Source organism: Salipiger sp., from assembly GCF_059781815.1.
Map to the genome: position 1 here is coordinate 17443 of NZ_JBYNAH010000007.1, position 23354 is coordinate 40796.

The 23354-nt window shown below is 63.2% G+C and carries 19 protein-coding genes; 8 read left to right on the plus strand and 11 right to left on the minus strand.

Annotation, left to right across the window (positions count from 1 at the left end; genetic code table 11):
- From AC6RA4_RS01600 to AC6RA4_RS01610, 3 genes are all read right to left on the minus strand, one after another.
- Positions 1 to 847: hypothetical protein (locus AC6RA4_RS01600; protein WP_500156741.1), on the minus strand; the 847-nt coding region annotated here is incomplete at its 3' end.
- Positions 848 to 1123: 276 nt separating this feature from the next.
- On the minus strand, positions 1124 to 2134 hold the full coding sequence (locus AC6RA4_RS01605) for an NAD-dependent epimerase/dehydratase family protein (RefSeq protein WP_500156743.1): 1011 nt from the start codon (positions 2132 to 2134) through the stop codon (positions 1124 to 1126).
- Between the two features lie 36 nt (positions 2135 to 2170).
- Positions 2171 to 3337, minus strand: a complete 1167-nt coding sequence (locus AC6RA4_RS01610; protein WP_500156745.1) for a nucleotide sugar dehydrogenase — start codon at positions 3335 to 3337, stop codon at positions 2171 to 2173.
- Between the two features lie 469 nt (positions 3338 to 3806).
- On the opposite strand from AC6RA4_RS01610, the gene AC6RA4_RS01615 reads away from it, so the two are divergent.
- Positions 3807 to 5654 carry a right-handed parallel beta-helix repeat-containing protein gene (locus AC6RA4_RS01615; protein WP_500156747.1) on the plus strand — a complete coding sequence of 616 codons (1848 nt, stop codon included), beginning with the start codon at positions 3807 to 3809 and terminating at the stop codon, positions 5652 to 5654.
- 12 nt (positions 5655 to 5666) lie between these two features.
- Here the strand turns inward: AC6RA4_RS01615 and AC6RA4_RS01620 are convergent, their stop codons facing one another.
- From AC6RA4_RS01620 to AC6RA4_RS01650, 7 genes are all read right to left on the minus strand, one after another.
- Entirely contained in the window at positions 5667 to 6914 is a 1248-nt protein-coding gene (locus tag AC6RA4_RS01620; RefSeq protein WP_500156749.1) for a hypothetical protein, read from the minus strand.
- Positions 6915 to 6920: 6 nt separating this feature from the next.
- Positions 6921 to 7247, minus strand: a complete 327-nt coding sequence (locus AC6RA4_RS01625; RefSeq protein WP_500156751.1) for a hypothetical protein — start codon at positions 7245 to 7247, stop codon at positions 6921 to 6923.
- Positions 7240 to 7458, minus strand: coding sequence for a hypothetical protein (locus AC6RA4_RS01630; RefSeq protein WP_500156753.1), 219 nt, complete (start codon positions 7456 to 7458; stop codon positions 7240 to 7242). The genes AC6RA4_RS01625 and AC6RA4_RS01630 overlap by 8 nt, the downstream gene beginning before the upstream one ends.
- Before the next feature lie 3 nt (positions 7459 to 7461).
- The gene (locus AC6RA4_RS01635) at positions 7462 to 8667 is read right to left on the minus strand and encodes a glycosyltransferase family 4 protein (RefSeq protein WP_500156755.1); all 1206 of its coding nucleotides are present in this window, start codon (positions 8665 to 8667) and stop codon (positions 7462 to 7464) included.
- A gap of 390 nt (positions 8668 to 9057) precedes the next feature.
- Positions 9058 to 9954, minus strand: a complete 897-nt coding sequence (locus tag AC6RA4_RS01640; RefSeq protein WP_500156757.1) for a sugar transferase — start codon at positions 9952 to 9954, stop codon at positions 9058 to 9060.
- Between the two features lie 891 nt (positions 9955 to 10845).
- Positions 10846 to 11466 carry a sulfotransferase family 2 domain-containing protein gene (locus AC6RA4_RS01645; RefSeq protein ID WP_500156759.1) on the minus strand — a complete coding sequence of 207 codons (621 nt, stop codon included), beginning with the start codon at positions 11464 to 11466 and terminating at the stop codon, positions 10846 to 10848.
- A 24-nt stretch (positions 11467 to 11490) separates the two neighbouring features.
- Positions 11491 to 13170, minus strand: a complete 1680-nt coding sequence (locus tag AC6RA4_RS01650; protein ID WP_500156761.1) for a lipopolysaccharide biosynthesis protein — start codon at positions 13168 to 13170, stop codon at positions 11491 to 11493.
- Positions 13171 to 13300: 130 nt separating this feature from the next.
- On the opposite strand from AC6RA4_RS01650, the gene AC6RA4_RS01655 reads away from it, so the two are divergent.
- From AC6RA4_RS01655 to AC6RA4_RS01685, 7 genes are all read left to right on the plus strand, one after another.
- Entirely contained in the window at positions 13301 to 14452 is a 1152-nt protein-coding gene (locus AC6RA4_RS01655; RefSeq protein WP_500156763.1) for a glycosyltransferase, read from the plus strand.
- Between the two features lie 104 nt (positions 14453 to 14556).
- The gene (locus tag AC6RA4_RS01660) at positions 14557 to 15906 is read left to right on the plus strand and encodes an O-antigen ligase family protein (RefSeq protein WP_500156765.1); all 1350 of its coding nucleotides are present in this window, start codon (positions 14557 to 14559) and stop codon (positions 15904 to 15906) included.
- Positions 15903 to 17102: a glycosyltransferase gene (locus AC6RA4_RS01665; RefSeq protein ID WP_500156767.1), complete on the plus strand. Its 1200-nt coding sequence runs from the start codon at positions 15903 to 15905 to the stop codon at positions 17100 to 17102. Before AC6RA4_RS01660 ends, AC6RA4_RS01665 begins: the two co-directional genes overlap by 4 nt.
- A gap of 20 nt (positions 17103 to 17122) precedes the next feature.
- Complete coding sequence (locus AC6RA4_RS01670; RefSeq protein ID WP_500156769.1) at positions 17123 to 18346, plus strand: polysaccharide biosynthesis/export family protein; 1224 nt, start codon at positions 17123 to 17125, stop codon at positions 18344 to 18346.
- Positions 18347 to 18398: 52 nt separating this feature from the next.
- Entirely contained in the window at positions 18399 to 20822 is a 2424-nt protein-coding gene (locus AC6RA4_RS01675) for an exopolysaccharide transport family protein (RefSeq protein ID WP_500156771.1), read from the plus strand.
- Positions 20823 to 20855: 33 nt separating this feature from the next.
- Positions 20856 to 21668 carry a sulfotransferase gene (locus AC6RA4_RS01680; RefSeq protein ID WP_500156772.1) on the plus strand — a complete coding sequence of 271 codons (813 nt, stop codon included), beginning with the start codon at positions 20856 to 20858 and terminating at the stop codon, positions 21666 to 21668.
- Between the two features lie 389 nt (positions 21669 to 22057).
- Positions 22058 to 22282 (plus strand): hypothetical protein, encoded by a 225-nt coding sequence (locus AC6RA4_RS01685; protein WP_500156774.1) that lies wholly within the window; start codon positions 22058 to 22060, stop codon positions 22280 to 22282.
- 583 nt (positions 22283 to 22865) lie between these two features.
- Here the strand turns inward: AC6RA4_RS01685 and AC6RA4_RS01690 are convergent.
- The gene (locus AC6RA4_RS01690) at positions 22866 to 23324 is read right to left on the minus strand and encodes a DNA polymerase III subunit chi (RefSeq protein ID WP_500156776.1); all 459 of its coding nucleotides are present in this window, start codon (positions 23322 to 23324) and stop codon (positions 22866 to 22868) included.
- Positions 23325 to 23354: the final 30 nt, after the last annotated feature.

Sequence of the window (23354 nt, forward strand, 5' to 3'; positions counted from 1 at the left end):
CGGTGATGTTGCCGGCGCCGTTCTCCTCGATCACCGTGGTGGTGACGTTGTCGCTGACCGTCACCGTCTCGCGGTAGATCACGAACCAGTCGGGGCCGTATTCGGCGGTCTGGGTGACGCCGTTGCCGTCATCGGTCTTCAGCGATGCCGAGGTCAGGTTCCAGTCGGCGTCATAATATTGCACGCCGGTCTGGGTGTCGGTGTGGATCTCCTTGACCGCGCTCGCGAGGGTCCAGCCCGCGCCGAAGGTCTCGGTCAGGGTGAAATCCGCCTTCTCGGTGACCTTGGTGCCGCCGGTGATGTTGCCGGCGCCGTTCTCCTCGATCACCGTGGTGGTGACGTTGTCGCTCACCGTCACCGTCTCGCGGTAGATGACGAACCAGCCGGGGCCGTATTCGGCGGTCTGGGTCCTCCCTTTGCCGTCATCTGTCTTCAGCGACGCGGAGGTCAGGTTCCAGTCGGCGTCATAGTTTTGCACGCCGGTCTGGGTGTCGGTGTGGATCTCCTTCACCGCGCCGGTGAAGCCTCCCGCATCCCAGGTCTCGACAAGCGTGTAATCTTCGCGCGTGATCGTGCGTTCGCGCGCAATAAGCCCGCCTTCCGGATCATAGATACGGATGTTGACCGTATCGCCGCGAACCTGCTTGGTCGCGGATCCGAGCGCAGACCCGAACGCGTCGAAGAACCGGTACTTGGTGGTATCGCCCGCAACCTTGACGAGGACTTCCCCAATCAGATCGCCGGCACCGTCGTAGTACGAATAGAGCGTTTCGTCGGTCCCCACGCTGGTGGGAATCGGCGCGGACAGAGCCGGACCGCCGAGAAACGGCTGGGAAAAATCAAGCATTTTGGAATTCCGAGTTTTATGAGTGGCGTCGCGAGACACGACAGCCCATCAGCAAACTCTTCCCGATCACTGTGCCGGATTTTTCCACTTTTGCAAGCGGAAAACCGCCGACCAGCTGGCCGACGGCTTTGGATTCAGAACGATGGTGAAGTTGGAGATCCGCCAGAAGCAAACGTGATCCGCCTCGAAGACACCGGCCGCCAGGCGGCGAGCCTTCTCGCGAGCGGTTCCCTCAGCCAGCGCTGCGAGGCGCGCAGCGCTGGCCGCAAGGCAAGGTCAGACCTGGTAGTACTCGCGATACCAGTCGACAAAGGCTTTCACCCCGGTGGTCACATCCGTGCTCGGGGCGTAGCCCGTCAGCGATTGCAGCAACGAGGCGTCGGCCCAGGTCGCCGGGACATCCCCGGCCTGCATCGGCATCAGGTTGCGCTCTGCCGTGCAGCCGGTCGCCGCTTCGATGGCGGCGATGAAATCGGTCAACTGGACGCTGTCGGAATTGCCGATGTTGACGACCCGGAACGGCGCTACCGGAGAGAGGCTGTCGCCCTCGGGCACCTCGCCGTTTTCGGGGCGTTCCGGCGCGGCGGCGACGAGCAGCCAGATCGCCTCCACGAGATCGACGATATAGGTGAAGTCGCGTTTCATATCGCCGAAATTGTAGACGTCGATCGGCTTGTTCTCGAGGATGTTCTTGGTGAATTTGAACAGCGCCATATCGGGGCGGCCCCACGGTCCGTAGACGGTGAAGAACCGGAACATCGTGATCGGCAGGCCGAACAGATGCGCATAGCTGTGCGCCATGTTCTCGGTCGCCTTCTTGGTCGCCGCGTAGAACGACATCTGATGATCGGCCTTGGCGGTCTCGCGATAGGGCATCTCGGTATTCGCGCCATAGGCCGACGAGGTCGAGGCCAGCAGCATGTGCTTTGGCGGATGGGCCCGTGCCGCCTCGAGAAGCTCGAAGGTGCCGACCATGTTGCTTTCGAGATAGGCGCGCGGGTTTTCGATCGAGTAGCGCACACCGGCCTGCGCCGCGAGATGCACCACGACCTCGGGCTTTTCCTCTTCGAAGAGCCCCATGAGCACGCCCGGTGTCTCGACCATCTCGTGAACCGAGCGGTAGTTCGGCGACTGGTTGAGCATCGCCTCGCGGCGCTCCTTCAACGCCGGATCGTAATAGTCCGACATGCAGTCCAGCCCGACGACGCGCCAGCCCTCGTCGAGAAAGCGGCGGCAGACAAAGGATCCGATAAATCCGGCTGAGCCGGTCACTAGAGCGGTCGGCATGACCATCCCCCTTTCCGAATGAATGTGGCCCGGCTGTCAGTCCGCACCGAAGAGATCGCGGGTGAACACCTTGTCCACCACATCGGCGAGGTCATCGGTGATCCGATTTGCGACGATCAGATCGGACAGACCCTTGAAGGACTCCAAATCACGGATCACCGGAGAATTGAAGAAGGTGTCCTCTTCCATCACCGGTTCGTAGACCACGACCTGAATGCCCTTGGCCTTGATCCGCTTCATGATCCCCTGGATCGACGACTGTCTGAAATTGTCGGAGCCCGCCTTCATCACGAGGCGATAGATCCCGACGGTCTTGGGCCCTTTCATTAGGATCTGGTCGGAGAGAAAATCCTTCCGCGTCCGGTTGGCGTCGACGATGGCGCGGATCAGGTTCTGCGGCACATGGCTGTAATTGGCCAGAAGCTGCTTGGTGTCCTTGGGCAGGCAGTAGCCGCCATAGCCGAAGGAGGGGTTGTTGTAGTGATCGCCGATGCGCGGATCGAGCGAAATCCCGGCGATGATCTCTCGCGGGGCCATGCCGCCGGCAATGGCGTAGCTGTCGAGCTCGTTGAAGAAGGCGACCCGCATGGCGAGATAGGTGTTGGCGAAGAGCTTGATCGCCTCGGCCTCCTTGGTGCCGACAAAGAGCGTTTCGACATCCTTCTTGATCGCGCCCTCGAGCAGCAGATCGGCAAACATCCGCGCCCGGTCGGAGCGCTCGCCCACGATGATCCGCGACGGGTGCAGGTTGTCGTAAAGCGCCCTGCCCTCGCGCAGGAATTCCGGCGAGAAGATGATGTTGGCCGAGCCGAGCTCTTCGCGCAGCTCGTCGACATAGCCGACGGGGATCGTCGACTTGATCACGATCAGCGCGTCAGGGCTGGCCGCAACCACCTGCTCGGCCACGGCCTTGACCGACGAGGTGTCGAAGTAGTTCGACTTCGGATCGTAATTTGTGGGCGTGGCGATGATCACAAGATCGGCGCCCGCATAGGCCGCCGCCCCGTCCGTGGTGGCGACCAGATCAAGCGTCTTGGTTGCCAGAAACTCTTCCAGCTCGGCATCGACGATCGGACATTTCCGGTCGTTGACCAGATCGACGCGATCCTCGCTGATGTCTACCGCGGTGACCGGATGATTTTGCGCCAGCAGCACAGCATTGGAAAGGCCGACGTAACCGATCCCGGAAACAACAATCTTCATAGGGTCTCTCAAGAATTTGGGTCCAATATATGATGCGATTAACCGCCTTCCGGATGCGGCTTGCAACAGAGACCCGGCGACGGCGCGTCGATTCTTTGAAAACTTCTCGAAATGCTGGCGGATTAACCATCCGGCGTTAGACCTGTGCCCGCCTTGAACAACTTATGGATGCGCGGAATCTCGCCTCCACACTTTATATCACCAAAACCGCCGTCATGGCGGCCGCGGCAGTCGGCCGGCGCGCCCCGAGCCAGCCGGTAGCGCCTCAAATTTTCCTTACTATTCCCGTCAGTTCGCCGAAGAGCCGCCCGCAAAAACCCGTGCTTGACCAGCATGAAGGCATCACGTTTCGGCAAGAATTAGGCCCGCCGGTGCGCAGAATGGCCCGCCTTGCGAGCCGACGCCAGACCCCTACTGCTAGCAACAAGACCGCCACTCATCGCGATAAACAGAAAGGACACGTCTCCCCATGTCCGAGCTTTATGTCTACGCCGGAACACTCCCCAAAGATGCCCCTGCCAATGCCTTCACCTCGATCCAGGATGCGATCGATGCGAGTACCGCAGGAGATACCATTCACGTTCAGCCGGGTGACTACACCGAGAACCTTGTCATCAAGACAAACGGCATCACCATCGTCGCCGACGAAGGACCCGAGGCGACCCGCATCGATCCCGCAAATCTCGGTCTCGACACGGTGCGGATCTCTGGCGCCGATGACGTGACCCTCTCGGGCTTCACCATCGCCGGCGTGCCGGACGAGAGCAGACAAAATGTGCACATCCACGGAGCCAATGGCGGGCTCGACTTCGCAACCAACATCACGATCTCGAACAATGTGATCGAGCGCGGTGAGGGCGACGGCATCAAGCTCTCGAAGGTCTCCGACATCACCATCGAGGGCAACACGATCACCGGCGGCGGCGCACGGGAATCCGGCATCGATATGGTCGGAGGCGAGCGCATCACGATCTCTGGAAATACCCTGATCGACATGGGCTATGTCGGCATCTCGCTCAAAGGCGGCTCACGAGATCTGATCGTGACCGACAACGTGCTGTCCGGCATCGGCCATGTCGGGATCGAGATCGGCGGCTATACCAATCTTGCCAATTACATGCCTGGCTTCCTCGACGCTGGGAACACGTACGAAGCGCTCAACGTCCTGGTGGAAGGCAACAGCATCGAAGATGCGGGCAACGCAGCGATCCGGGTCATCGGCGCGCAGAACGTCGAGTTTGTGAGCAACAGCGCCTCGGGCGGAAACCCGGTGGTCAAGATCGACGATTCCGACAAGTTTCATGACGCTTGGCACAGCGACAATATCGCCTTCGTGGACAACATCTGGGGCACCGAAAGCTGGCTCAAGAACCGTGACCTTGGTGCCGATGTCATTCTGGAAAGCGGCGGCGTCTTTACGCCCTGGAAGGCGGCGGACGAGGAAGAGGTGCAGCCACAGGAAGCCCAGGCTCAGAAAGCCAGCGCACTCCTCGGCACCGCCTCCGATGACACGATTCAAGGCACCAGCGGCGACGACGAGATCCTCGGCCAAGCTGGCGACGACGAAATCCGGGCCGATGAAGGCAACGATACGCTCATGGGTGGCGATGGATATGATCGGCTTATCGGCGGGTATGATGACGACCTGCTGTACGGCGAAGCCGGAAGAGACGAGCTAAAGGCAGGACAGGGCGATGACACGGCCTATGGCGGCATCGGCGATGACCGCATCTCTGGCGGTGCTGGTGGCGACCTGCTCTACGGCAATCGCGGGCGCGACAGGCTGGACGGAGGCAAGGGCAACGATACCCTCTTCGGCGGGAACGCTGACGATCGGCTCACGGGCGGCAACGGCGACGATGAGCTGCGCGGCGATGCCGGAGAAGACCGCCTCGATGGCGGCAAGGGCAACGATACGCTCTATGGCGGCGCCGACGAGGATCGCCTCAACGGCGGTGATGACGACGATGTGCTGATCGACGGGGCCGGTGACGCCGAGCTTGAAGGTGGCGACGGCGCGGATGTCTTCGTCTTCTCCGCAAGCGACGGCGCCGGATATGTCAGGATCAAGGACTTCTCCCCGACCGAGGGCGACCGGATCGAGTTTCAGGGATTTGGCCAGGGCCTTGACGGTTTTGGCGACCTCGACAGCAACGGCAACGGCCATCTCGATGACGGCGATTTGCGGGTGTCGGTCGATGGCAACCGGCTGACGCTCACGCTCGAGGGCCTCGGAGCTGTCGCGGTGCCCGAGATAGAGATCCAGATCGCCTCGGGCGATGGCATCCTGACCGCGAGCGAGTTTCTCTTCGCCTGAAGGACCGGAGGGTTAGCCGCGCACCAGGCGGCTGCCCGTCCACTCGGCGATCGCCGTGACCGGGTTTCCGTCGAGCATCACCTCGCTCAGTTCGAGGCGGCCCGGCTCGCCCGCAAGGAGCTGGCCGCCGGCCCGCGTGTCGATGCTTCCTCCGAACATCCGCGCCACGCGCGTCTGGGTGTCCGGGCCGCGTCCGAACCGGATCGCGGCGGTGTTCTCCTGCGTGCTCAATGCGCAGTTCCGCAAGGTGACCTGCCCGCCGAGCCACAGACATGCGGCGGCGTTCTTCGGACGGAAGACCGGCTCGGAAATGACGCACATGTCGAGCAGGTTCTCGGCCGAGTCGCGCCAGATCCGGACGCCATACTTGCAGCGCCGCACCGAGCAGCGCAGGAACCGGACCCCGGCGCATTTCATGTCGAACCCGGCATCGCCGAAATCCCGCGCGTGGCAATCGGTGAACTGCGCGTCCGAGGTCTCTTCCTCGAGGACGACGCCGTCGCCCTGAACATAGCTCGATCCGCGCGCCTCGGCATTGAGCAGGTTCACCGCGCGGCGCAGATGCACCCGCTCAAAGCGCAGATTGCGGCCCGCGACGATCGAAATGAGCTGACAGACCCGCGTGCCACCGCCATCGATGTCGGCGGCATCCAGATCCAGATCGAGGAACCGCGCATTGGACAGATCGTGGAACCTTGCAAAGCCGCGGATCAGGCCATAGCCGCTCGACCGGCGCAGCTCGACATTCTCGAAAGCGCTGCCTTTCTCGGTCTCGATGGCGCGGCCCGCCATGCGGGCATGCAAATCGGACAGAGCCAGCCCCTCGCCCCGGCCAGTCAACCGGAAGAATCCCTTGGCACCGGACCCCTCGAAGCCCGGCCCCGAAATCGCGAGGTGGCGTGGATCCTGTAGCACCATGAAGGGTTTGCCGTAGGGATCGGGACCGTTGCGGCTGGGAAAATCGGCCCGGCTCATCCGCAGGCAGGGCGCGTCCGCGGCGCGCGGCGGAGCGAGATCGCCGCTTGCTTCCATCCGACCGAAGGCCAAGCGCGCGGGGCTCTCTGACGTCCCCTGAGCGTTCACCCGCGCCAAGGTCTCCCGCCAGAAGAACGGCGCCTCACCGTCGGGCGGAAAGCCCACCAGAAGCGCCTCACCCGGTCCGATGCCGCGCTTCAGCGCGGGCCCGAGCGCGTCGAGCGGCTGTGCGTCGGCCCAGGGCGTGCTCTCGGGCCCTTGGGTCGCGAAATAGCGCAATGACATGAACCTTCAGCCCTTCGCGCTTGCGATCTGCACCCAGTCTTCGGCGGTCTCGGTGCCGACCGAGACGTAGACGACACCGGACACCGAATTCACCCAGACCGCGCCCAGCATCGGCGGCGCAGCATTCGGCGCGATATCCGTGACATGGCGCGCGACGAAGCTCCCCGGCCAGTCCGGGGCAGTCTTGGCGCGTGCGTCGGCCAGTTCGGCGCTCACCTCGGCAAGCACGCCTGCGAGCGTCTCGAAATTGCGGTTGAGCTTTTCGAACGCCGCGCGAAGGCTGTCGCCGTCGCCGGCATCCTCGCTGGCACCAATGTCGACCGTCTCAAACAATGCGAACCTCACTGACGTGACCGATGCGGACACTGCTATCGGCGCGCAGCGCGGCCGCCTTGTCAACCGACGGCGCCGCCGCGCTCGCGCGCACCGGGCACAGCGTCGTCAGGGCGCCGGCCAGACCGGCGACCAGAACGCCACGCCGGCTTGCACCGCGACGGCGCTGGCCAGCATCTGGCATCATCGGGGCATCATGGGCGTCGGGCATAATCTAGGCGACGTCCAACGTTGCATAGATTTCATCGGTCTCGACCGCGATCCGGCTCCAATTGAAGCTTTCGATCAGATCGGAGGCGACAAGCTCCTCGCCCCCTTTCGAGAGGCCCGCAGCAAGCGCCCCGGGATTGCCCACGGGCACATAATGCTTTGCCGGCAAACCGAGATCGAGGTTGGGCTGGATATCCGAGAGCAGGATCGGCGCGCCCATCGCGCTGGCTTCGAGCGCGGCAATCGGCAGCCCTTCGTGATGCGATGCAAGCACGAAGAGATCCGCTTTCGACAGCAGCGCCGCAACGCCCTCACGCGGGATCGCGCCGGTCAGGATGACATCGTCTTCCAGTCCCTTTTCCCGGATCAGCTCGAGCAGTTCTTCGTCATGCGACGAGCCGCTCTTGCCACCGACGATCACAAGCTTGGCCTCGGGGCGGGCGAGCGCGTAGGCGGAAATCAGATCCGCAAACCCCTTCTCGGGCACGAGCCGGCCCACCGAGACGATGTATTTCTGATCGGTCAGGCCGTGGGCCGCGAGCCAGCTCTCGACCGAGCGCGTCTTGTGCTCGGTTTCGTCGAGGATATGGTCGGCGCCGTTCGGGATATAGTGAATGACATCGGCCTTGCGCGGGTAATCCGCCCGAAGCCGGTCGGCCAGCGATGCCGAGACCGCGATCACGCGGTTCGAGGACTGGACCCCGACCCGCTCGCCGGTCTTGAGGATATACTGGACCGCCTTGTTCCACTTCTCGCGCTTGTAGTCATCGCCGTGATGGGTGAAGACAACCTTGGCCCCAAGCAGCCGGGCAAGCGGCGCCATCAGTGCCGGCCCGACGGCGTGCAGATGCACGATCTCAGAGCGGTAGGTCAGCCGAGCCGCCACGACACCCACGAAGGTGTTCGAAATCGTCTCGAGGAAGCGGTTTTTCATCGCGAAGAGCGGGACGACCGTCAGGTTGCCGCGGCGCTTCAGGACGTGGTCGCCCATCGACGGCCGCCGGCCGACCACGACGAACTGGTCGTCACGGTTGCGATCGGCGATCTTCGGCATGAGATACTCGCAATGCGTTTCGATGCCGCCGGAAATATCGGGGATGCCGCGCAGGCCGATCACGGTGACCTTGGGCTTCTGGACCGCGCGCTGCGAGGAGGTGTCGGCGCGGAAGGCTTCGCCCGCCGGGTCGACCAAGCGCTCGACGTCAAGCATCGATTCCGCGAATGTGTGATTGGCGTTTGCCAAAGGAAATTCTCCCATGTAACGTGTAAATCAAGCGGGAACACCCGCAAGCTGCGAAAAGACCCTCATTCGCGAACGGGGGCATCCGAACGCAACAGTGATTTGGAAGACGAAAAGCATGCACCACGAGGCAGATCGAAACGCCAAGTATGGACGTGTCGAAGAACGGTCTGATCCCGTATCCAAAAGATATTCGGACAAAGAAATCACGGGCCCTACCAAGATGAAGGGCATACTTTTCGTCGTCTTGAAGAATTTGCTTTTTTGGGGTTCGTGTTTAATCAGTCTGTGGGCGCTTTATCTCCTGTTTTTTTGATAATTTCTTTTTCCCAAACGGGTAAGCAGTGAAAAGGCGTGTGGTCAGAAGCCGCTTCCGCTCAGGAACTCACAACGGAGTGTCTTAAAAATAATCTTAATATCAGTTTTGATAGTCGCAGTATTACAGTATTCGATATCCTTGTTGATCCGGCCCTTGGCCGCTTCGTAGGTCAGGGTCTCGCCGCGGAAGCCGTTCACCTGTGCCAGGCCGGTAATGCCGGGCACCATGGCGTGGCGGTCGAGATAGCGAGGATCGAAATCCTCATAGCGAACGCCAGCCGCGAGCATGTTCGGAACATGGGGACGCGGGCCGACGAGCGACATCGTGCCGTCGAGAACGTTGAGCAATTGCGGCAGTTCATCGAACGACGTCTTGCGCAGGAACGATCCGACCTTTGTGATCCGCGGATCGTCGCGCGTCGTCTGCTTCACACCGGTCTGATCACCGCGATCGATGAACATGGTGCGGAACTTGTAAATGCGGAACATTTCGTTGTTGAGGCCATAGCGCTCCTGGCGAAAGAACACCGGCCCGGCGCTGGTGGCCTTGATCGCCGCGGCGCAACCGATCAGCAGAGGCGCCAGCAGCACCAGACCGACCGAGGCGCCTACGACATCGATGGCCCGTTTCGCCGCCCGGAAGCGCCACGGCTTTCCGGCGAGACCGAAGCGCTGGCAGCGCGTCTCTTGCGGCGCGACAAAGGCCTCGATGGGCTCGGCGTAGTGCGGGGTTGCTTCGGCAGCCAGCGACATGGTCGATGGGTAGCCCCCCGCCCCTTCTGTCCGAGCGGTTGAATAATCGAGTGCGCGAAGCGCGGCCCCGGAAGCCTGCGGAGCGCTTTTGGCTCCCGCTTTGCTTTTGATGAGAGAATTGCGCGCAGCGCGCCTCCAGGAGGAATTGCCTGCGTTCGAAAGGAATTGGTTTGAAAAATCACTCATAGCAGCAGCTCACAAGAGGATAGGTGTCACTAGGGCGCAGCCGAGTGCCACACCAATCATTGGAAATCCAGACCCTCACGCCCCAAGAAATCAACGGGCGGTACGGCGTCGGCAGATTAAGAATTTACGTGTTTTTGGTGTCTTTTCTTCTTGGCAGTGGGCCGCGGAAAGAGACTTTGCTCGCCGGCAGCCCGAACAATAACATAATTCCCATCTCGCACGCCCCCACGCGCAACAGAGGAATCGAACTCGTCATGCCTCAAGCATTGCCCGAGTCCGGCTCGATCGAAAGGCTAATCTGGAAAAAATGTGGCGTGATTACGATTTTTTAAGACTTTCGTGCATCAGAACGGTGTTCAATGCCGCCTTCTTATGCGTTCTGAAATCGCGAACCGGCCCGCAAAACGGAATCTTGCTACCGACACGCTCGATTTTTCGCTGCAATTACATGCAATAAGCGCGATGTTAACTTTCTGAAAATCACGTCAATGCGCCGTGCAGATTGATTCTCATGACCCGACCCGTGCCCCAATTTGCCGCCGTATCCTTGATGCGGTTCTTCACAGTCGGGTGCCGAAAATCGCGGTTTTTCAGGTGGTGCTCCGTGCATTCGACGGCGTCCGACACCGCCCGGAATTCTGTCACGCTGGGCGAGACGATCTTGAAAGGCCGCTCGTGGCGGAGGAAGCGGCTCCGCTCTTGCCCCGTCCGGGTGCGACGTCGTAGGCGCGAGGGCCTTTCGCAGAGCGAAACGCCCCTCTACGAACCGCTTTCAATCCTTAGGAAGCCAGGGACAGCGAGCCATCGCGACCGGCTTCCGGACCATCGGAAACCGATTGCCGAGCGCCGCTGACGGTCCGAGCCCCTCCCCGCCGACGCAGGACGCCCCTCTCAGAGCTCCTTATAGCTGTCGCGGTCGTAGCCGAAGGTCTCGAAGTCTTCGCGGTAAAACTCATAGATCGTCTCGGCCGCAGCCGGGCTGATGGAGAGATGCCTCTTCTTCGACGGGTTGGCGTGTGGCAGCGCCTCGGGCGCCGCAACCGACGTCAGCTCGGCAAGCTCTGCCATCAGCGCCTCGATCTGGTCCTCAAGCCGGAACCAGCGGGTCGCCGGCAAGCGGAAGGCCACCTGCGGCCGGATGTGATTGGAATAGACATAGGGGTTGCGCCGATACCGCAGCAGAGTGGCCTTGAGCCAGGTGTCGAACTTAGGCGCCGGGAACCAGCGATACGGCAGGTGCCGGTGCTGCATGCGGTAATTGTACTCGCTCAGGATCCGCGCATAGGGGTTCCGCGTGACACAGAAGGAATAGTCGAAGAAGTCGTCGGCGAAGAGCTTCGACATGAGCGCACCGTGAAAGTGCTGCGGCACACATGGAAGACCTTCGGTGTTGTAGTGCATGCGAAAGCTCTCGTTCGAGAAGCCCGCGAGGAACTCCTCAACCGACGTGCCCCCGGCCTTCGGGATGTGCAGAAACAAAATTGTCTTTCCGGCAATCTTGAAGATCGGCATCAGAGCCTCCTCGATTTGCAGAGTTCAGCGGCGCATCACCTTGGCGACCAGCAGGGAAATGGCCTCGCGTTCCTCACCGAGCGCGCTCGGCCAGAAGCGATGGAGCGCGGCATAGATCGCGACCGCGCCCAGGCCGCCAAGCCCGAGATTGACCAGCGCGGGAAGATCGAGCGCACGCCCGAGCTCGCGGAGCGCGAGAAGCACCACAAGATAAATGAGGCCGAGCGCGGCATGGCGCAGCAACGCCATCAGGCACCGGCCCACCTTGAATTTGAAGACGACCCCGAGCAGCAACAGCCCATTGAGGAAGCAGAGCGCAACAGCGACGGTGGTGCCCACCGCGACGCCTTCGAGCCCGAAGCGCACACCGACCAGAGCGCCAACCACCACAAAGACCGCATAGCTCCACTGCAGGAAGGCGCCGTGATAGACACGGCCCGTCGCGCGCAGGACGGTGCCGGTGAACTTGTAGGCGGTGCGGAAGTAAAGCGCGATCACCATGATCTGAAACGGGCGCACCGCGCCGGACCACTGGTCGCCCATCAGCACAAGGATGACTTCCGAGGCGAAGACACTCAGTAGCACCGACAGCGGGATCTGGGTGATCGCGGTCAGCGCAAGCACCTTATAATAGGCGCGCGATACCCGTGACAGATCCGACTGCACCGATGCCAGCGCCGGGAAAAGCACCTTGTCGGCCATGTTGCCAACGATGTTGGCGGGCTGCGACAGCAGCAGGTAGGCGCGGGAATACTGTCCCAGAGGCGCAACACCGAGCATGCGCCCGACGATCAGGTAGTCGAGATTGAGCGCGGCGTAGTTTCCGATCTGGGCCAGGGTGGTTCCCAGACCGAACCTCAGCATGCCGCGGAATTTCTGCCCGTCCCAGCCGATGCGCATGCCACGATAGCCACTGAAATGGATATTGAGCGCAGATTGCAGCGTCACCTGCCCGACTTGTCCGGCGACGAGTGCCCAGACCCCGAAGCCCTGCAGCGCCAGCACGATCGCGACACCGGCGTAGCCCAACAAGTAGCTAAGGACATTGATGATCGCCAACACGCGGAAGCCGTGTTCACGCTGGATCAGCGCCTCGGAAATGAGCCCCACCGCTCTGATGAGAAACAGGAAGGAAAAGGCACGGACAAGCGGCGGCAGCTCTTCCATGCCGTAGATCCGTCCCAGTGGCTCGGCCAGCGAGAAGACGATGACACCGACCAATAGGCCCGAAACCAGCGTTGCCGTCATGCCGGTGCGCACATGCGCCTCGGTCAGCGTCTCGGTCTGGACGATCGACGGAGCGATGCCGATTTTGCCAAACACCTCCGCCAGCGCAACCACGGTCACGGCGGCGGCGACCAAGCCGAACTCGGCCGGCGTCAGCAGCCGCGACAGGATCATCAGCACGAGGATCTTCAGCACGGCCTGCGCGCTGCCTCCTCCGAACATCCAGAGGAAGTGGCCGAGAGACGAACTGGTGAGAGGACCCTTGGTGGCAGGGTTGGGAGAAATCGATTCGGTCATACTAAAATCAGCCTGGTTGAGGCGAAGCTGCCCACATCGAGGCGCGACCGCATAGCATTTTCCTGAAATCTCCGGGCTTTGTTGCGCAAATTGTAAAAATCGCACAACAAGCAAACGATCGTCAGTCAAATGTGCTGCTTTATCACGATAAGCTTGAGATGCGCCCGCAGAACGGGCCATATTGGCGAGGTGGTCAAAGCCGCGGGATTCGCTTCAGGCGAGTTCTGCAAAGCAGTGAACGCCCGGGGCATCCCCGGGTGGCACATCGTGTGCAAGGCATCTTTCGAATGCTGGCACAACGAGGTCTGCCATGAACACTGCGATCAGCACTGCAGAATCCCATGCGACACATGACCGTCCTCTGGATCTCATGCTGTATGTTGCCACACTGGAAGGTGGCGGCGCCGAGCGCGTGTTCGTGCGGCTCGCGAACCATTACGCCGAGCAGGGACGCAACGTGGCGCTTCTGGTCAACCGGCCCGACGGGCCGATTGCAGCGCTCATCTCGCCGAAAGTCCGGGTGATCGCCGTAGGCGCCCCAAACGCGGTGCGCGGCACGCCGAAACTGATCGGCATTCTCAAGCGCGAGAAGCCCCGCGCCGTGATCTGCGGACTGACCCAATCGAACCTCGCGATGATCATGGCGGCCAAGGCCGTCGAGATCTCGACCGGCACGCGGCCGCGGATCATGGTCTGCGAACGCAACGAGTTCACTACCCTCTCCAAGCGGCTCCCCTGGGCGAAACGCCAGATCTTCACGCTGATGGTGCGCATGCTCTATCCCTACGCCGACAAGGTCTCCGGCAATGCCACCGGTGTGGTCGAGGACATCTCGAGGGTTGCGAGGCTTGCTCCCGAAGCGGTCTGCGTCATTCCCAATCCCGCCCCCGAGCCGGAAGAGATTGCCGCCGCGAGCACCACGCCGGTACCTCATCCCTGGCTGACCGAGAACCGCCCGGTGGCGATCGCGATGGGGCGTCTGCTGCCGCAGAAAGACTACCCGACGATGCTCGAGGCGCTGGCGCAATCCGACGCCGCGCTGCGGCTCGTCGTGCTCGGCGTCGGCCCCGACCTGCCGAAACTCGAAGCCCTTGCCGAGCGTCTCGGCATCAGCGACCGCGTCGACTTCGCCGGCTTCCAGATGAACCGCTTTGACTATCTTTCGCGCGGCGACCTGTTCGTGCTGTCATCGCGCACCGAAGGCTTCCCCAACGCGCTGATCGAGGCAATCTCCTTTGGTCTGCCCTGCATCAGCACGGATTGCGCAGGCGGCGGCCCCCGCGACATCCTCGCCTCGAGCTTCCCGAATGCGCTGATCGATGTCGGCGACAGCAGCGCGATGGCCCGCGCCATGGACGCGGCGGTGCAGGTGCCGCCAAAGCCCGAGCGCATTTCGTCGCTCGCCCTGCAATACTCGATCGACACCATTGCCGAACGCTTCGTCGAAGAGGTGATGACGTGAGCTATCCGGCCAACGCACGCCACCTTGCCCGCCAGCGGCAGACCGGTTCGCGGCTGTCTACCCTGTCGCGGCGGATCCCCGGGGTCCCCAGCCTGCGCTCAGATATGTCCGCGACGCTGTTCGCCCTTTTCGGGCTGTTCTTCTACTCGGGGTCGCTGGTCGTGGTCCTGACCCCCGAGGGGTCGCAATCCGCACCGATGGTCCAGGCCCTCGGGCTGGCGCTGGGGCTGCTCTCGGGCGGTGACTTTCTGCTGCGGCGCGGCGCGATCGCGCGGCATTTCCGCTGCTATCTGCCCGCATTGCTGCCCGTCGCCTTCGTCATAGCCTCGATGCTCTGGTCGATCGAGCCGATGCTGTCTGCGCGACGGATCTTCGGCCTGCTCTGCGCCACCGCCTTTGCACTTTGGATCTACGAGCGGTTTCACGGCCGCGACCTGTTCTCGGTGATCGCGGGGGCAGCGCTGCTGCTGATCGTGGTCAACGTTGCCGTGTCGCTGGCCATCCCCTCGATCGGCGTGCATCCACCACTCGACGAGCTTGGAGAGCCAAGCCCGCATGTCGGCGCATGGCGGGGCCTGTTCAATCACAAGAACGACTTCGGCCGCCTGATGGCGCTTTGCGTCGTCATCCTCTGGATTGCGCACTCCCGACAGAAGAGCTGGCGCCGGGCAACCGGGCTCGGCCTCCTTCTCGGCTATCTCGGCGTCGCCGGCTCGACCTCCGGGCAAGCCGCCTTCCTGTCGGTAGCGATCCCGCTGCTTGTCTGGATGCTGACCATCCTGCGCCCGCTCTCGCCGGACCGGCGCGCCATGGTCATCGCCGTCGCCGTGCCGGCGCTGATCACAACCTTCCTGTTCTCGCAGATCGTCATTGCGATCGTGCTCGGCCTTCTTGGCAAGGACCCCTCGCTGACCGGCCGCACCGAGATCTGGCTGGGGACGCTTCAGGCGATCCAGGGCAACATGCTGCTTGGCGGTGGCTTCGGTGCCGGCTGGGAGTTGGTCGCCGAGCGGCTGTTTATCCTGACCGGGATTTCAGTCGGCCACGCGCATAACGGCTATCTCGATCTGGTGACCGACCTCGGCGTGCTCGGGCTGCTGATCATCACCGTGTTCTACGTCACGCTTCTGGTGATGGCGATCCGCGCCTACCTGTTCGATCTCGCAACCGAATCCGCGCTTCTCGCGGCGGCGATCAGCGCCTTCGCCCTGATCGGCAACTGGGTCGCCTCGTTCCTGATCCTGCATAATTCGATCTACTGGGTACTTCCGGTGCTGTGCATCATGAGCCTGCGCCGCGCCCGCATCGTGAACGCGCACCCGCAAGCACACTCTTCGGTGACGGTCGCACCGATGGCGCCGAACTGGAGCTTTGCGGCGCATCCGGCGCATCGCCTGCATTCCTCCGGAGCCGCCATTCCTCATCACGACACGCAGACCGAGGCCTTTTCATGAGTGATCTGACGACATTCCGGGGCCCGAGCCAATCGCGTCCCGCCGGAGCAGCGCCGGTCTCGGCGCAGCAGACGGCGCGGCTGTGCTTCCTCATCAACTCGATGGAGGGCGGCGGCGCCGAGCGGGCGATGGCGAACCTGCTGCGTCACCTCGAGGGGCAGGTCGCGAACATGCAGGTGGATCTCGTGCTGCTCGACGATCTGCCGGTGGTGCAGGACATTCCCGCATGGGTCCGGGTCGTGACGCTGGACGGGCGCGGCTCGATGCTTCACTCCGCCGTGGCGCTTGCCAGGTATTTCCGCGCGGCCCGACCCGATCTCTGCGTGAGCTATCTGTCGCGCTCCAACAGCCTGAACGTGCTGCTCTCCGCCGTCACCCGCCATCGTGCGGTGATCTCGGAGCGGGTGCAGACCACCAGCCACCTGTCGACGTCGCGGGCCGCCGCGCTTTATCGCCTGATCACCCGCCTCACCTACCCTCGTGCCTTCCGGGTGATTGCCGTGAGCGAAGGCGTGGCCGACGATCTGGTCAGCCATTTCGACGTGCCCCGCGAAAAGACCCGTATCATCGGCAACCCGATCGACGGCGCGGCGCTGGCCCGCGCCGCGGCAGAGCCCGCGTCGATCCCCCTGCCCGAGCGTTACATTCTCGCTGTCGGGCGCATGGTGGTGAACAAGAACTTCAAGATGCTGCTCGACGGCTATGCCAAGGCGCGCCCCTCGGCCGATCTGCTCATCCTCGGCGAAGGACCGGAGCGCGCTGCGCTCGAGCAACAGGTCAAGGCGCTCGGGCTCGAGGGGCGGGTGCACATGCCCGGCTTCGTCAAGAACCCCTACCCGATCATGGCCGGTGCCGAGGCGCTGGTTTCCTGCTCGAATGCCGAGGGCTTCCCGAACACCATCATCGAGGCGCTGACCCTCGGCCTTCCGGTCATTGCCACCGATTGCCCGTCGGGCCCCGCGATGGTGCTTCGGGGCGAGGCACGCGGCGATACGCCGATCGAGGAAAACGCCAGCGATGGCCTGCTGATCCGCATGGACAACAGCGACGACCTCGCCCGCGCGCTGTCGCTCTACGAAAGTGCCGAAACCCGGACACGCTATGCCGCCCTTGCCCGCACCCGCGCCGCCGCCTTCGGCGTCGAGGCGGTGGTCCGCGAATATCTCGACATCATCGAAACCAGTATGCGCTCCTGATCCGCGCTCGCAGAGGTAACATGACACTCACGTTCATCCCCCCCGTGCTCACGCCTTCGTTTGCCATCGCTGCGGTCGCCCTGTCTGTCGCCGCCATGACCGCTGCCACACTGCCCACGCAGGCAGAGGCGCAGGACTCGATGCAGGTGCAGGTCTCCCGCGGCTATCCGCTGGGCCCCGGCGACGTTCTCCGGCTCGAGTTCCTCAACCGCCCGGACATCCGGCTCAACATCCAGGTCGAGCTGACCGGCTACGCGAATTTCCCCTTCATCGGGGCCGTGCTCGTCGGCGGCCGCACCATCGAGGAGCTGCGCGCCGAACTGCCGGTTCTGCTCGACGGTGCCGTGCTGCGCGAAGAGATCGGCAATGACCTGCGCTCGAACAAGGTCGAGAGTTCAGAACTCATCCTCTCGGTGCAGTCCTATCGTCCCATTGTCGTCGCCGGCGATGTGGCCGAGCCGGGCGAGGTCGACTTCTCGGTCGGGATGACCGCCAGGACCGCGGTGTTCAAGGCTCAGGGTGTCGGTTCGGTCAGCAATGGATCGCGGGGATCGGTCAACGTCTTCCGGACACGCGCCGAGATCAGCCGCGCGGTCACCCGTCACGCGGTGCTCAGCGCGCTGGTGAACGGCGAGGAGACGATCGGCATCGACGACATCGCCCTGCCGCCGAACAGCGGCCTGAGCGTATCGAATGTCGTCAACCGCGCCAATGCGGATCTCGCGCTGGAAAAGGCCAAGCTCGAGCAGCAGCGCAGCCGCGAACAGATGCGCATCGAAACCGCCGAAGAGCGGGTCGCCTCTTCGCGGGCGCGGCTCGAGAGCCTGCGCGACGCAGAAACCGTGGAGAACGACAACGTCTCGCGCCTCACCGGTCTGGCCGAGCGCCAGCTGGTGGCGACCGAACGCCTGAACGAGGCACGCCGCGATTTTCTCGAAACCACCGAATTCCGCCACCGTGCCACCGCCGAAGCCTCTCGCGCAGAGCTGGAGTGGGAGGAGCTTCTCGTCACCTCGCGGATCGAGGACATCAATCGTCTGCAAAACTGGCGGACCGAGATGTCCGCCGTCGATGCCGAGCTTGACGTTCTGATGATCGCCCTTGCGGCGGCGTGGGGGCAGGACGCCACCGCGAAAGTCTACCGCCAGACCCCCGCCGGCGTCATGCATCTGACGGTCGGCATGGACGACATGCTGATGCCCGGCGACATCGTCGAACTCAACCGCACATGGGTCGGACAATGATCCGCCTTCTCCCCACCGCCCGCTGGGCGTTCTCAAGCATTGGAGCGATCACATGAACATTGATCGGCTGACCGTGAACGACACCGTTTTGGGGCCGCAGCCCTATGACACGCCCTCGAGTTTCGATTTCGGCACCGCCTTCCGGGTGCTCAAGCGCAGATTGCCGCTGATTGCCGGGGTCACCCTGATCTTCCTCGTCCTGGGCGTCTTCGCCGCCCTGCTGTCGAGCAAGAGCTACGAGGCACGGACCAGCGTTCTGCTGGAAGCGCCCACGCTGAACCCGTTCGGTCGGGAACAGATCTATTCGGGGCCGAAATTCGACAGCGTGACCATCGAGAGCCAGATGCAGGTGATCCGGTCGCCGATGTTGCTGTCGCAGGTGGTCGAGGCGCTCGACCTCGACAGCCGCGAGATCTTCTGGGAGCCGCCGCAAAGCGGGATCAAGCGCGCCATCAGCGGCGTCACCGGGGGGCTGTCTGCCTCGATCGGCGAGCGCATCGCGCCGCTGGTCGAACAGGCCCAGGATGACGCGGCCGATAGCTCGGTTCTCACGCAGGAAGACGAAAACGCGTTCATGCGCGGCTACCGCTCGGTCAAATCGAAGCTTCTGGGCGCGCTCGGCACCATGTTCGACGGTGGCGAAGAGGTTGCCGAGATCTCCGAGGCCGAGCGGTTCCGCGCCGCGGTCGAGAAGCTGCGCGACGATGTCACCGTGACCCGCAACGGCGTCACGTCGGTGCTGTCGATCAGGACCGCGGCCAACACCCCCGAACTCGCCGCCGAGATCACCAACGCGGTGGCCCAATCCTACGTGATGCAGCGCTACGACATGCGCCGCGCTTCGGCGGAAACCGCGACCGGCTGGTTCGAGAGCCGCATGCAGGAACTGTCACAGCAGGCGGCCGACGCCGAAGGCGAACTCAGCGCCGCATCCGGACTGGGCAGCGCCACATCGACCACGTCGGCCCCCGGCGACGCAGGTCAGCGCGCCGATGCCGTAGCCTCGCTGCGCGACGCGATCTCCACCCGCATCGAGGCGCAGGCCCGGTTCGATCAGACGATGCTGGCGAGCCGGTCGATGAACCCGCTCGGCGTGCTGCCGCCGCAATCGGCCAGTTCCGAATTCGCGGAGCTTTCCAGCGCCTTCAGCACCTCGCAGGACCAAGCCGAGCGCGACCGCCTCAACGAGCAGGCAAAGGCGCTGCTTCCCGGGCTTCTGGAAAGCGCCCAAAGCCGGCTTGACGAAGCGCTCGCCGCCGAGACCGCTGCGCGCAACGCGATGGACGGCGTGAGCTCGACACGTGCCGCGGCGCAGGCCGATCTTGGCCGGCTCGAAAGCGAAGCCCGCATCTATCGGGAAATGTACGAAAATTACACCACCACCTACCTGCGCACCAAGGAGCAGCAGACCTTCCCGGTGGTCGATGCGACAGTGCTCGGCGTGGCGCAGCCGCCCGAGGGCGCAAGCGGAAGCAGCGGCTCGCAACTGCTGTTGATCGCCGGTCTTCTTGGCCTCACCCTCGGCTCGGGACTGGCCTTTGCGAACGAGGGGCGCGACCCGCTTCTGCGCACACGTGCGGCGCTCGCCAAGGCCGTCGGCGGCCCGGTGATCGGCCTTCTGCCTCCGGAGGATGACGGTCGCTCCGCCAAGAAGCGCATCTCGGTCACCGACCGTCTTCCCGAAATCGGCATCCTGAAGCCGCGCCTTGAACCGGGACAGACCGCCGACCTCTCGGAGAAGGGCAACATCGTGCCCCTGCCAAAGCACCGTCTGGCGCTGGCCGGACTGCCCGGACAGATGTCGATGACCCTCACCGATCCGCTTTCGCGGTACTCCGACACGGTCCGGCGCATTCGCGTTGCCTTCGACAACTACTTCGCGCCACGCCACGACAAGCGCGGCTCGGTGATCGGCTTCCTCTCCGACCAGGGCGCAGAGACCCGTTCGACGCTCGCGATGAACTACGCCGAGATGACGGCGGTTGGCGGCAAGAAGACGCTGCTGATCGATTTCGACTGGCTCGAGGCCTTCCTGAGCCGTTCGATCACGCCCGCCGCCGGCTTCGGAATGACCGATCTGATGTATTCCATGAGCCCGAATTTCGCCCCGGACGATGTCTATTGGGTGGATGAGCGCAGCGGACTGTTCTTCCTGCCGAACCGTGCGCTGGGCCGAAATGAACCGGTGGACCCGGCCACCTTCGACACGGCGCTCCTGACGATGCTGGTGGCGTCGCTGTCGCAGAAGTTCGACCAGATCGTGATCGATTTCCCCTCGCTCGGCGACAGTGTCGATGCGGCCGGTCTCGCCTCGGTGGTCGACGGCTTCGTCTGCGCCGCCGACTGGGGTGTTTCGGACCGCAAGTCGCTGGCACGGAACATGGCCACGAGCGGCATCCCGGTCGACAAGATCGTCGGCGCCGTGATGGCCGGTGTGACCGAGAAAGACCTTGAACGCTACGAGAGCGCGGGCTGAGCGCGCGCTATTTTTCATTAAGGAATTTGATCGATGCTCCCCTCGGTTATTTTTGTCGGTCCCACGAAATGCGGGACGACCTGGATCGACAGCTATCTGCGGACCCGACCGGAAGTCGGCCTGCCGTTGAAGCAAAAAGAGACGTTTTTCTTCGACAAGTGTTTCGAGCGCGGCGTCGACTGGTACGAAGCCCAGTTCGGCACCGACAAGGAGATCTGCATCGAGGTCGCCCCCTCGCTGTTCCACAAACCACAGGCCCGCGAAAACCTGGCGAAGACATTGCCGCAGGCGCGGGTGGTCATCGTCTACCGCGATCCCGTGGATCGGGCGGTCTCACACTACTTCCATTACCGCAAGGAGGGCGAGCCTGCGATGACGATGGAAGACATGGCACGCGCCCATCCCAACATCATCGACGCCGGGCGCTTCCGGACCCATGCGGCAGAGTGGGAGGCGCTGTTTCCCGGTCGGGTCTCCTACCTTGAATACGCAAAGCTCAAGTCGGACCCGCTGGCGTTCTGCGCAGACGTCTGTTCCGTCATCGGCCTTCCGAACACCCAGACCCCACCCGATGCGCTGATGGGAAAATCGGTCAACGCCGCTTCCATCCCGCGCTCCGCTCTGCTTGCACGGATTGGCCGGCGTTCGGCAGAGTTCGCCCGTCGCAAGGGCCTGCATGGCGTGGTGAACCGGCTCCGCAAGACCAAGCTGAAAAAGCTGCTTTTCTCAGGCTCCGGCGATGTGTCCCAGGAGCGAAAATCGCTCGAGGCCGAACTGTCGGCGTTCAGCTCACATTTCGAACGGGAACGCTTCGATCTGGGCGCGCTGAGCGGGCCTAGCAGCTGACGTCGTCGCCTCGAGCACGGTCACCGGCTGCGAGATTGACCGCTTGCGAAGGCCGCCAACACAGATCGAGACGGCAGGCGCCCATCACCCGGGCAAAGCTGCGCAAACGCTGAGCAAATCGATTTAAATCGCGGGTCTCTACGGCCTCTACGGTGCTTCGGATACGACGGTTCGGTCAGAAGCGCTACACTATAGCGAGAACTGAAAACCTTGGAATCAACGAACTTCAAGATGTCAGCGAAAGCCTCGCGCCTTCGCCGTCACCTCTCGGACTATGCCAAACGATCCGCCGGCGATTGCATCTCTCTGGTCGCTCGGCCGGGCTCCGGGTCGGAAGACAAAGCCCCTCAGGGCGGACTGTTGCGAAACCTGATTGAAGGAGACACGAGATGAGCTTCTGGCCCCTGTTTTGGTCGGTCTACGTACTGATTTCGATCTTCGCGATCACCATGACGTACAAAGAGCAGAAGAAATCCAACCGGGCGACCCCGGTTTTCGTCTTCATCGGCTACCTCGCCTGCACCGTCTGGCCGCTTCTGGTCGCGGTGATGCTGGTTCTGCTGCAAATCACCAAGAGACGCGGCGCGCGGCGCCAGCAGCGCGCACGGATCTGACCCAGACCCTGTCTCGAATCCTCTGCGACGCCTTGACCGTGCACGGCGGGCATCCGGCCTTGGCTGAGGTCCCTGCGATGATCGCGCGTCCGCGCGCGCTGTCTTTTGGCTGAGAAGGCCCGCCAGGCTCGGCGCGGAGCCCGAAGCCGTTGGCGCGCAGTCCGTTCACAGAAGCGTTTCCCGCCCAATCCAATGCGACGGCTCTGACGCCGCGCCCCAAGACACCAACCTCCGGGCACCCGTCGATCAATTGAAAAATTAATCAAATCAAATAGTTGCCAGTCGACTTAAAAGTGGAACGTGAGGTTTTTCCGCCGCACAAGACGCAGGGGCACAGCCGCATCTCTCGACGTCAGGTCGACAGCATCAGCGCGCAGGGCTTGTCCGCGCGACAGAGCATCGCCGGCATCACAGATCCAACCAGACCAGCGACGCAATGGCCCCCCTGACGTCGATACAGACCGCTCTCCAAACCGCTTGTCCGCTTACCGACCGACGCTCTCACGATCCCTGCAGAAGAAATCGCGGCCCAACGCGCGCAAGCCGGGCCATCTCCGAGGCGCAAGAAACCGGCAGAGCCCCCTCAGGCCTCCGCCTTCTTCTCCCAGCGGCCACTCTCTTCCGACCAGTACTGCGCCTTGCAGCCAGCCCCGGTGAGCGCCCGCCACTGGCCGCGCGCGGCATCGAGCGCCATGCCGTCATGCCCGTCAAAGAGGATGCAGACCCGTTCGAGCCGGTTGACCTCCTCGGGCGCCACCGTGGCGCCGTCCACCGCCATCAGGCAGGCCGGATCGTTGGGCAGCGCCTCCTGCACCGTCAGCAGCACCGGCTGCAGCGCATCGTGCTTGCCGCCGGCCTGACCATGCGGCAGGAAGCCGTCCTCCGGCCCCATCCAGAGTCTCTGGTCGAGCCAGTCCATGCGCCCGGGATCGGTGCCGCGCACCGCCACCCGCCAGCCCGCCGCCAGCGACTTCTCCAGAAGCAGCGGCAGCGTGGCCTCCAGCGGGCGCTGGGTCAGGTGGTAGAAATAGGCCGCCCCCATCTCAGCCCCCCGTCACCGGGGAGCCGGGAG

Excerpts from the sequence above, each read along its gene's own strand:
- AC6RA4_RS01605 (WP_500156743.1), bottom strand. The coding sequence starts at position 2,134 with ATGCCGACCGCTCTAGTGACCGGCTCAGCCGGATTTATCGGATCCTTT.
- AC6RA4_RS01610 (WP_500156745.1), bottom strand. The coding sequence starts at position 3,337 with ATGAAGATTGTTGTTTCCGGGATCGGTTACGTCGGCCTTTCCAATGCT.
- AC6RA4_RS01615 (WP_500156747.1), top strand. The coding sequence starts at position 3,807 with ATGTCCGAGCTTTATGTCTACGCCGGAACACTCCCCAAAGATGCCCCT.
- AC6RA4_RS01620 (WP_500156749.1), bottom strand. The coding sequence starts at position 6,914 with ATGTCATTGCGCTATTTCGCGACCCAAGGGCCCGAGAGCACGCCCTGG.
- AC6RA4_RS01630 (WP_500156753.1), bottom strand. The coding sequence starts at position 7,458 with ATGCCCGACGCCCATGATGCCCCGATGATGCCAGATGCTGGCCAGCGC.
- AC6RA4_RS01635 (WP_500156755.1), bottom strand. The coding sequence starts at position 8,667 with ATGCTTGACGTCGAGCGCTTGGTCGACCCGGCGGGCGAAGCCTTCCGC.
- AC6RA4_RS01640 (WP_500156757.1), bottom strand. The coding sequence starts at position 9,954 with ATGAGTGATTTTTCAAACCAATTCCTTTCGAACGCAGGCAATTCCTCC.
- AC6RA4_RS01645 (WP_500156759.1), bottom strand. The coding sequence starts at position 11,466 with ATGCCGATCTTCAAGATTGCCGGAAAGACAATTTTGTTTCTGCACATC.
- AC6RA4_RS01650 (WP_500156761.1), bottom strand. The coding sequence starts at position 13,170 with ATGGCCCGTTCTGCGGGCGCATCTCAAGCTTATCGTGATAAAGCAGCA.
- AC6RA4_RS01655 (WP_500156763.1), top strand. The coding sequence starts at position 13,301 with ATGAACACTGCGATCAGCACTGCAGAATCCCATGCGACACATGACCGT.
- AC6RA4_RS01660 (WP_500156765.1), top strand. The coding sequence starts at position 14,557 with ATGTCCGCGACGCTGTTCGCCCTTTTCGGGCTGTTCTTCTACTCGGGG.
- AC6RA4_RS01665 (WP_500156767.1), top strand. The coding sequence starts at position 15,903 with ATGAGTGATCTGACGACATTCCGGGGCCCGAGCCAATCGCGTCCCGCC.
- AC6RA4_RS01670 (WP_500156769.1), top strand. The coding sequence starts at position 17,123 with ATGACACTCACGTTCATCCCCCCCGTGCTCACGCCTTCGTTTGCCATC.
- AC6RA4_RS01675 (WP_500156771.1), top strand. The coding sequence starts at position 18,399 with ATGAACATTGATCGGCTGACCGTGAACGACACCGTTTTGGGGCCGCAG.
- AC6RA4_RS01680 (WP_500156772.1), top strand. The coding sequence starts at position 20,856 with ATGCTCCCCTCGGTTATTTTTGTCGGTCCCACGAAATGCGGGACGACC.
- AC6RA4_RS01685 (WP_500156774.1), top strand. The coding sequence starts at position 22,058 with ATGAGCTTCTGGCCCCTGTTTTGGTCGGTCTACGTACTGATTTCGATC.
- AC6RA4_RS01690 (WP_500156776.1), bottom strand. The coding sequence starts at position 23,324 with ATGGGGGCGGCCTATTTCTACCACCTGACCCAGCGCCCGCTGGAGGCC.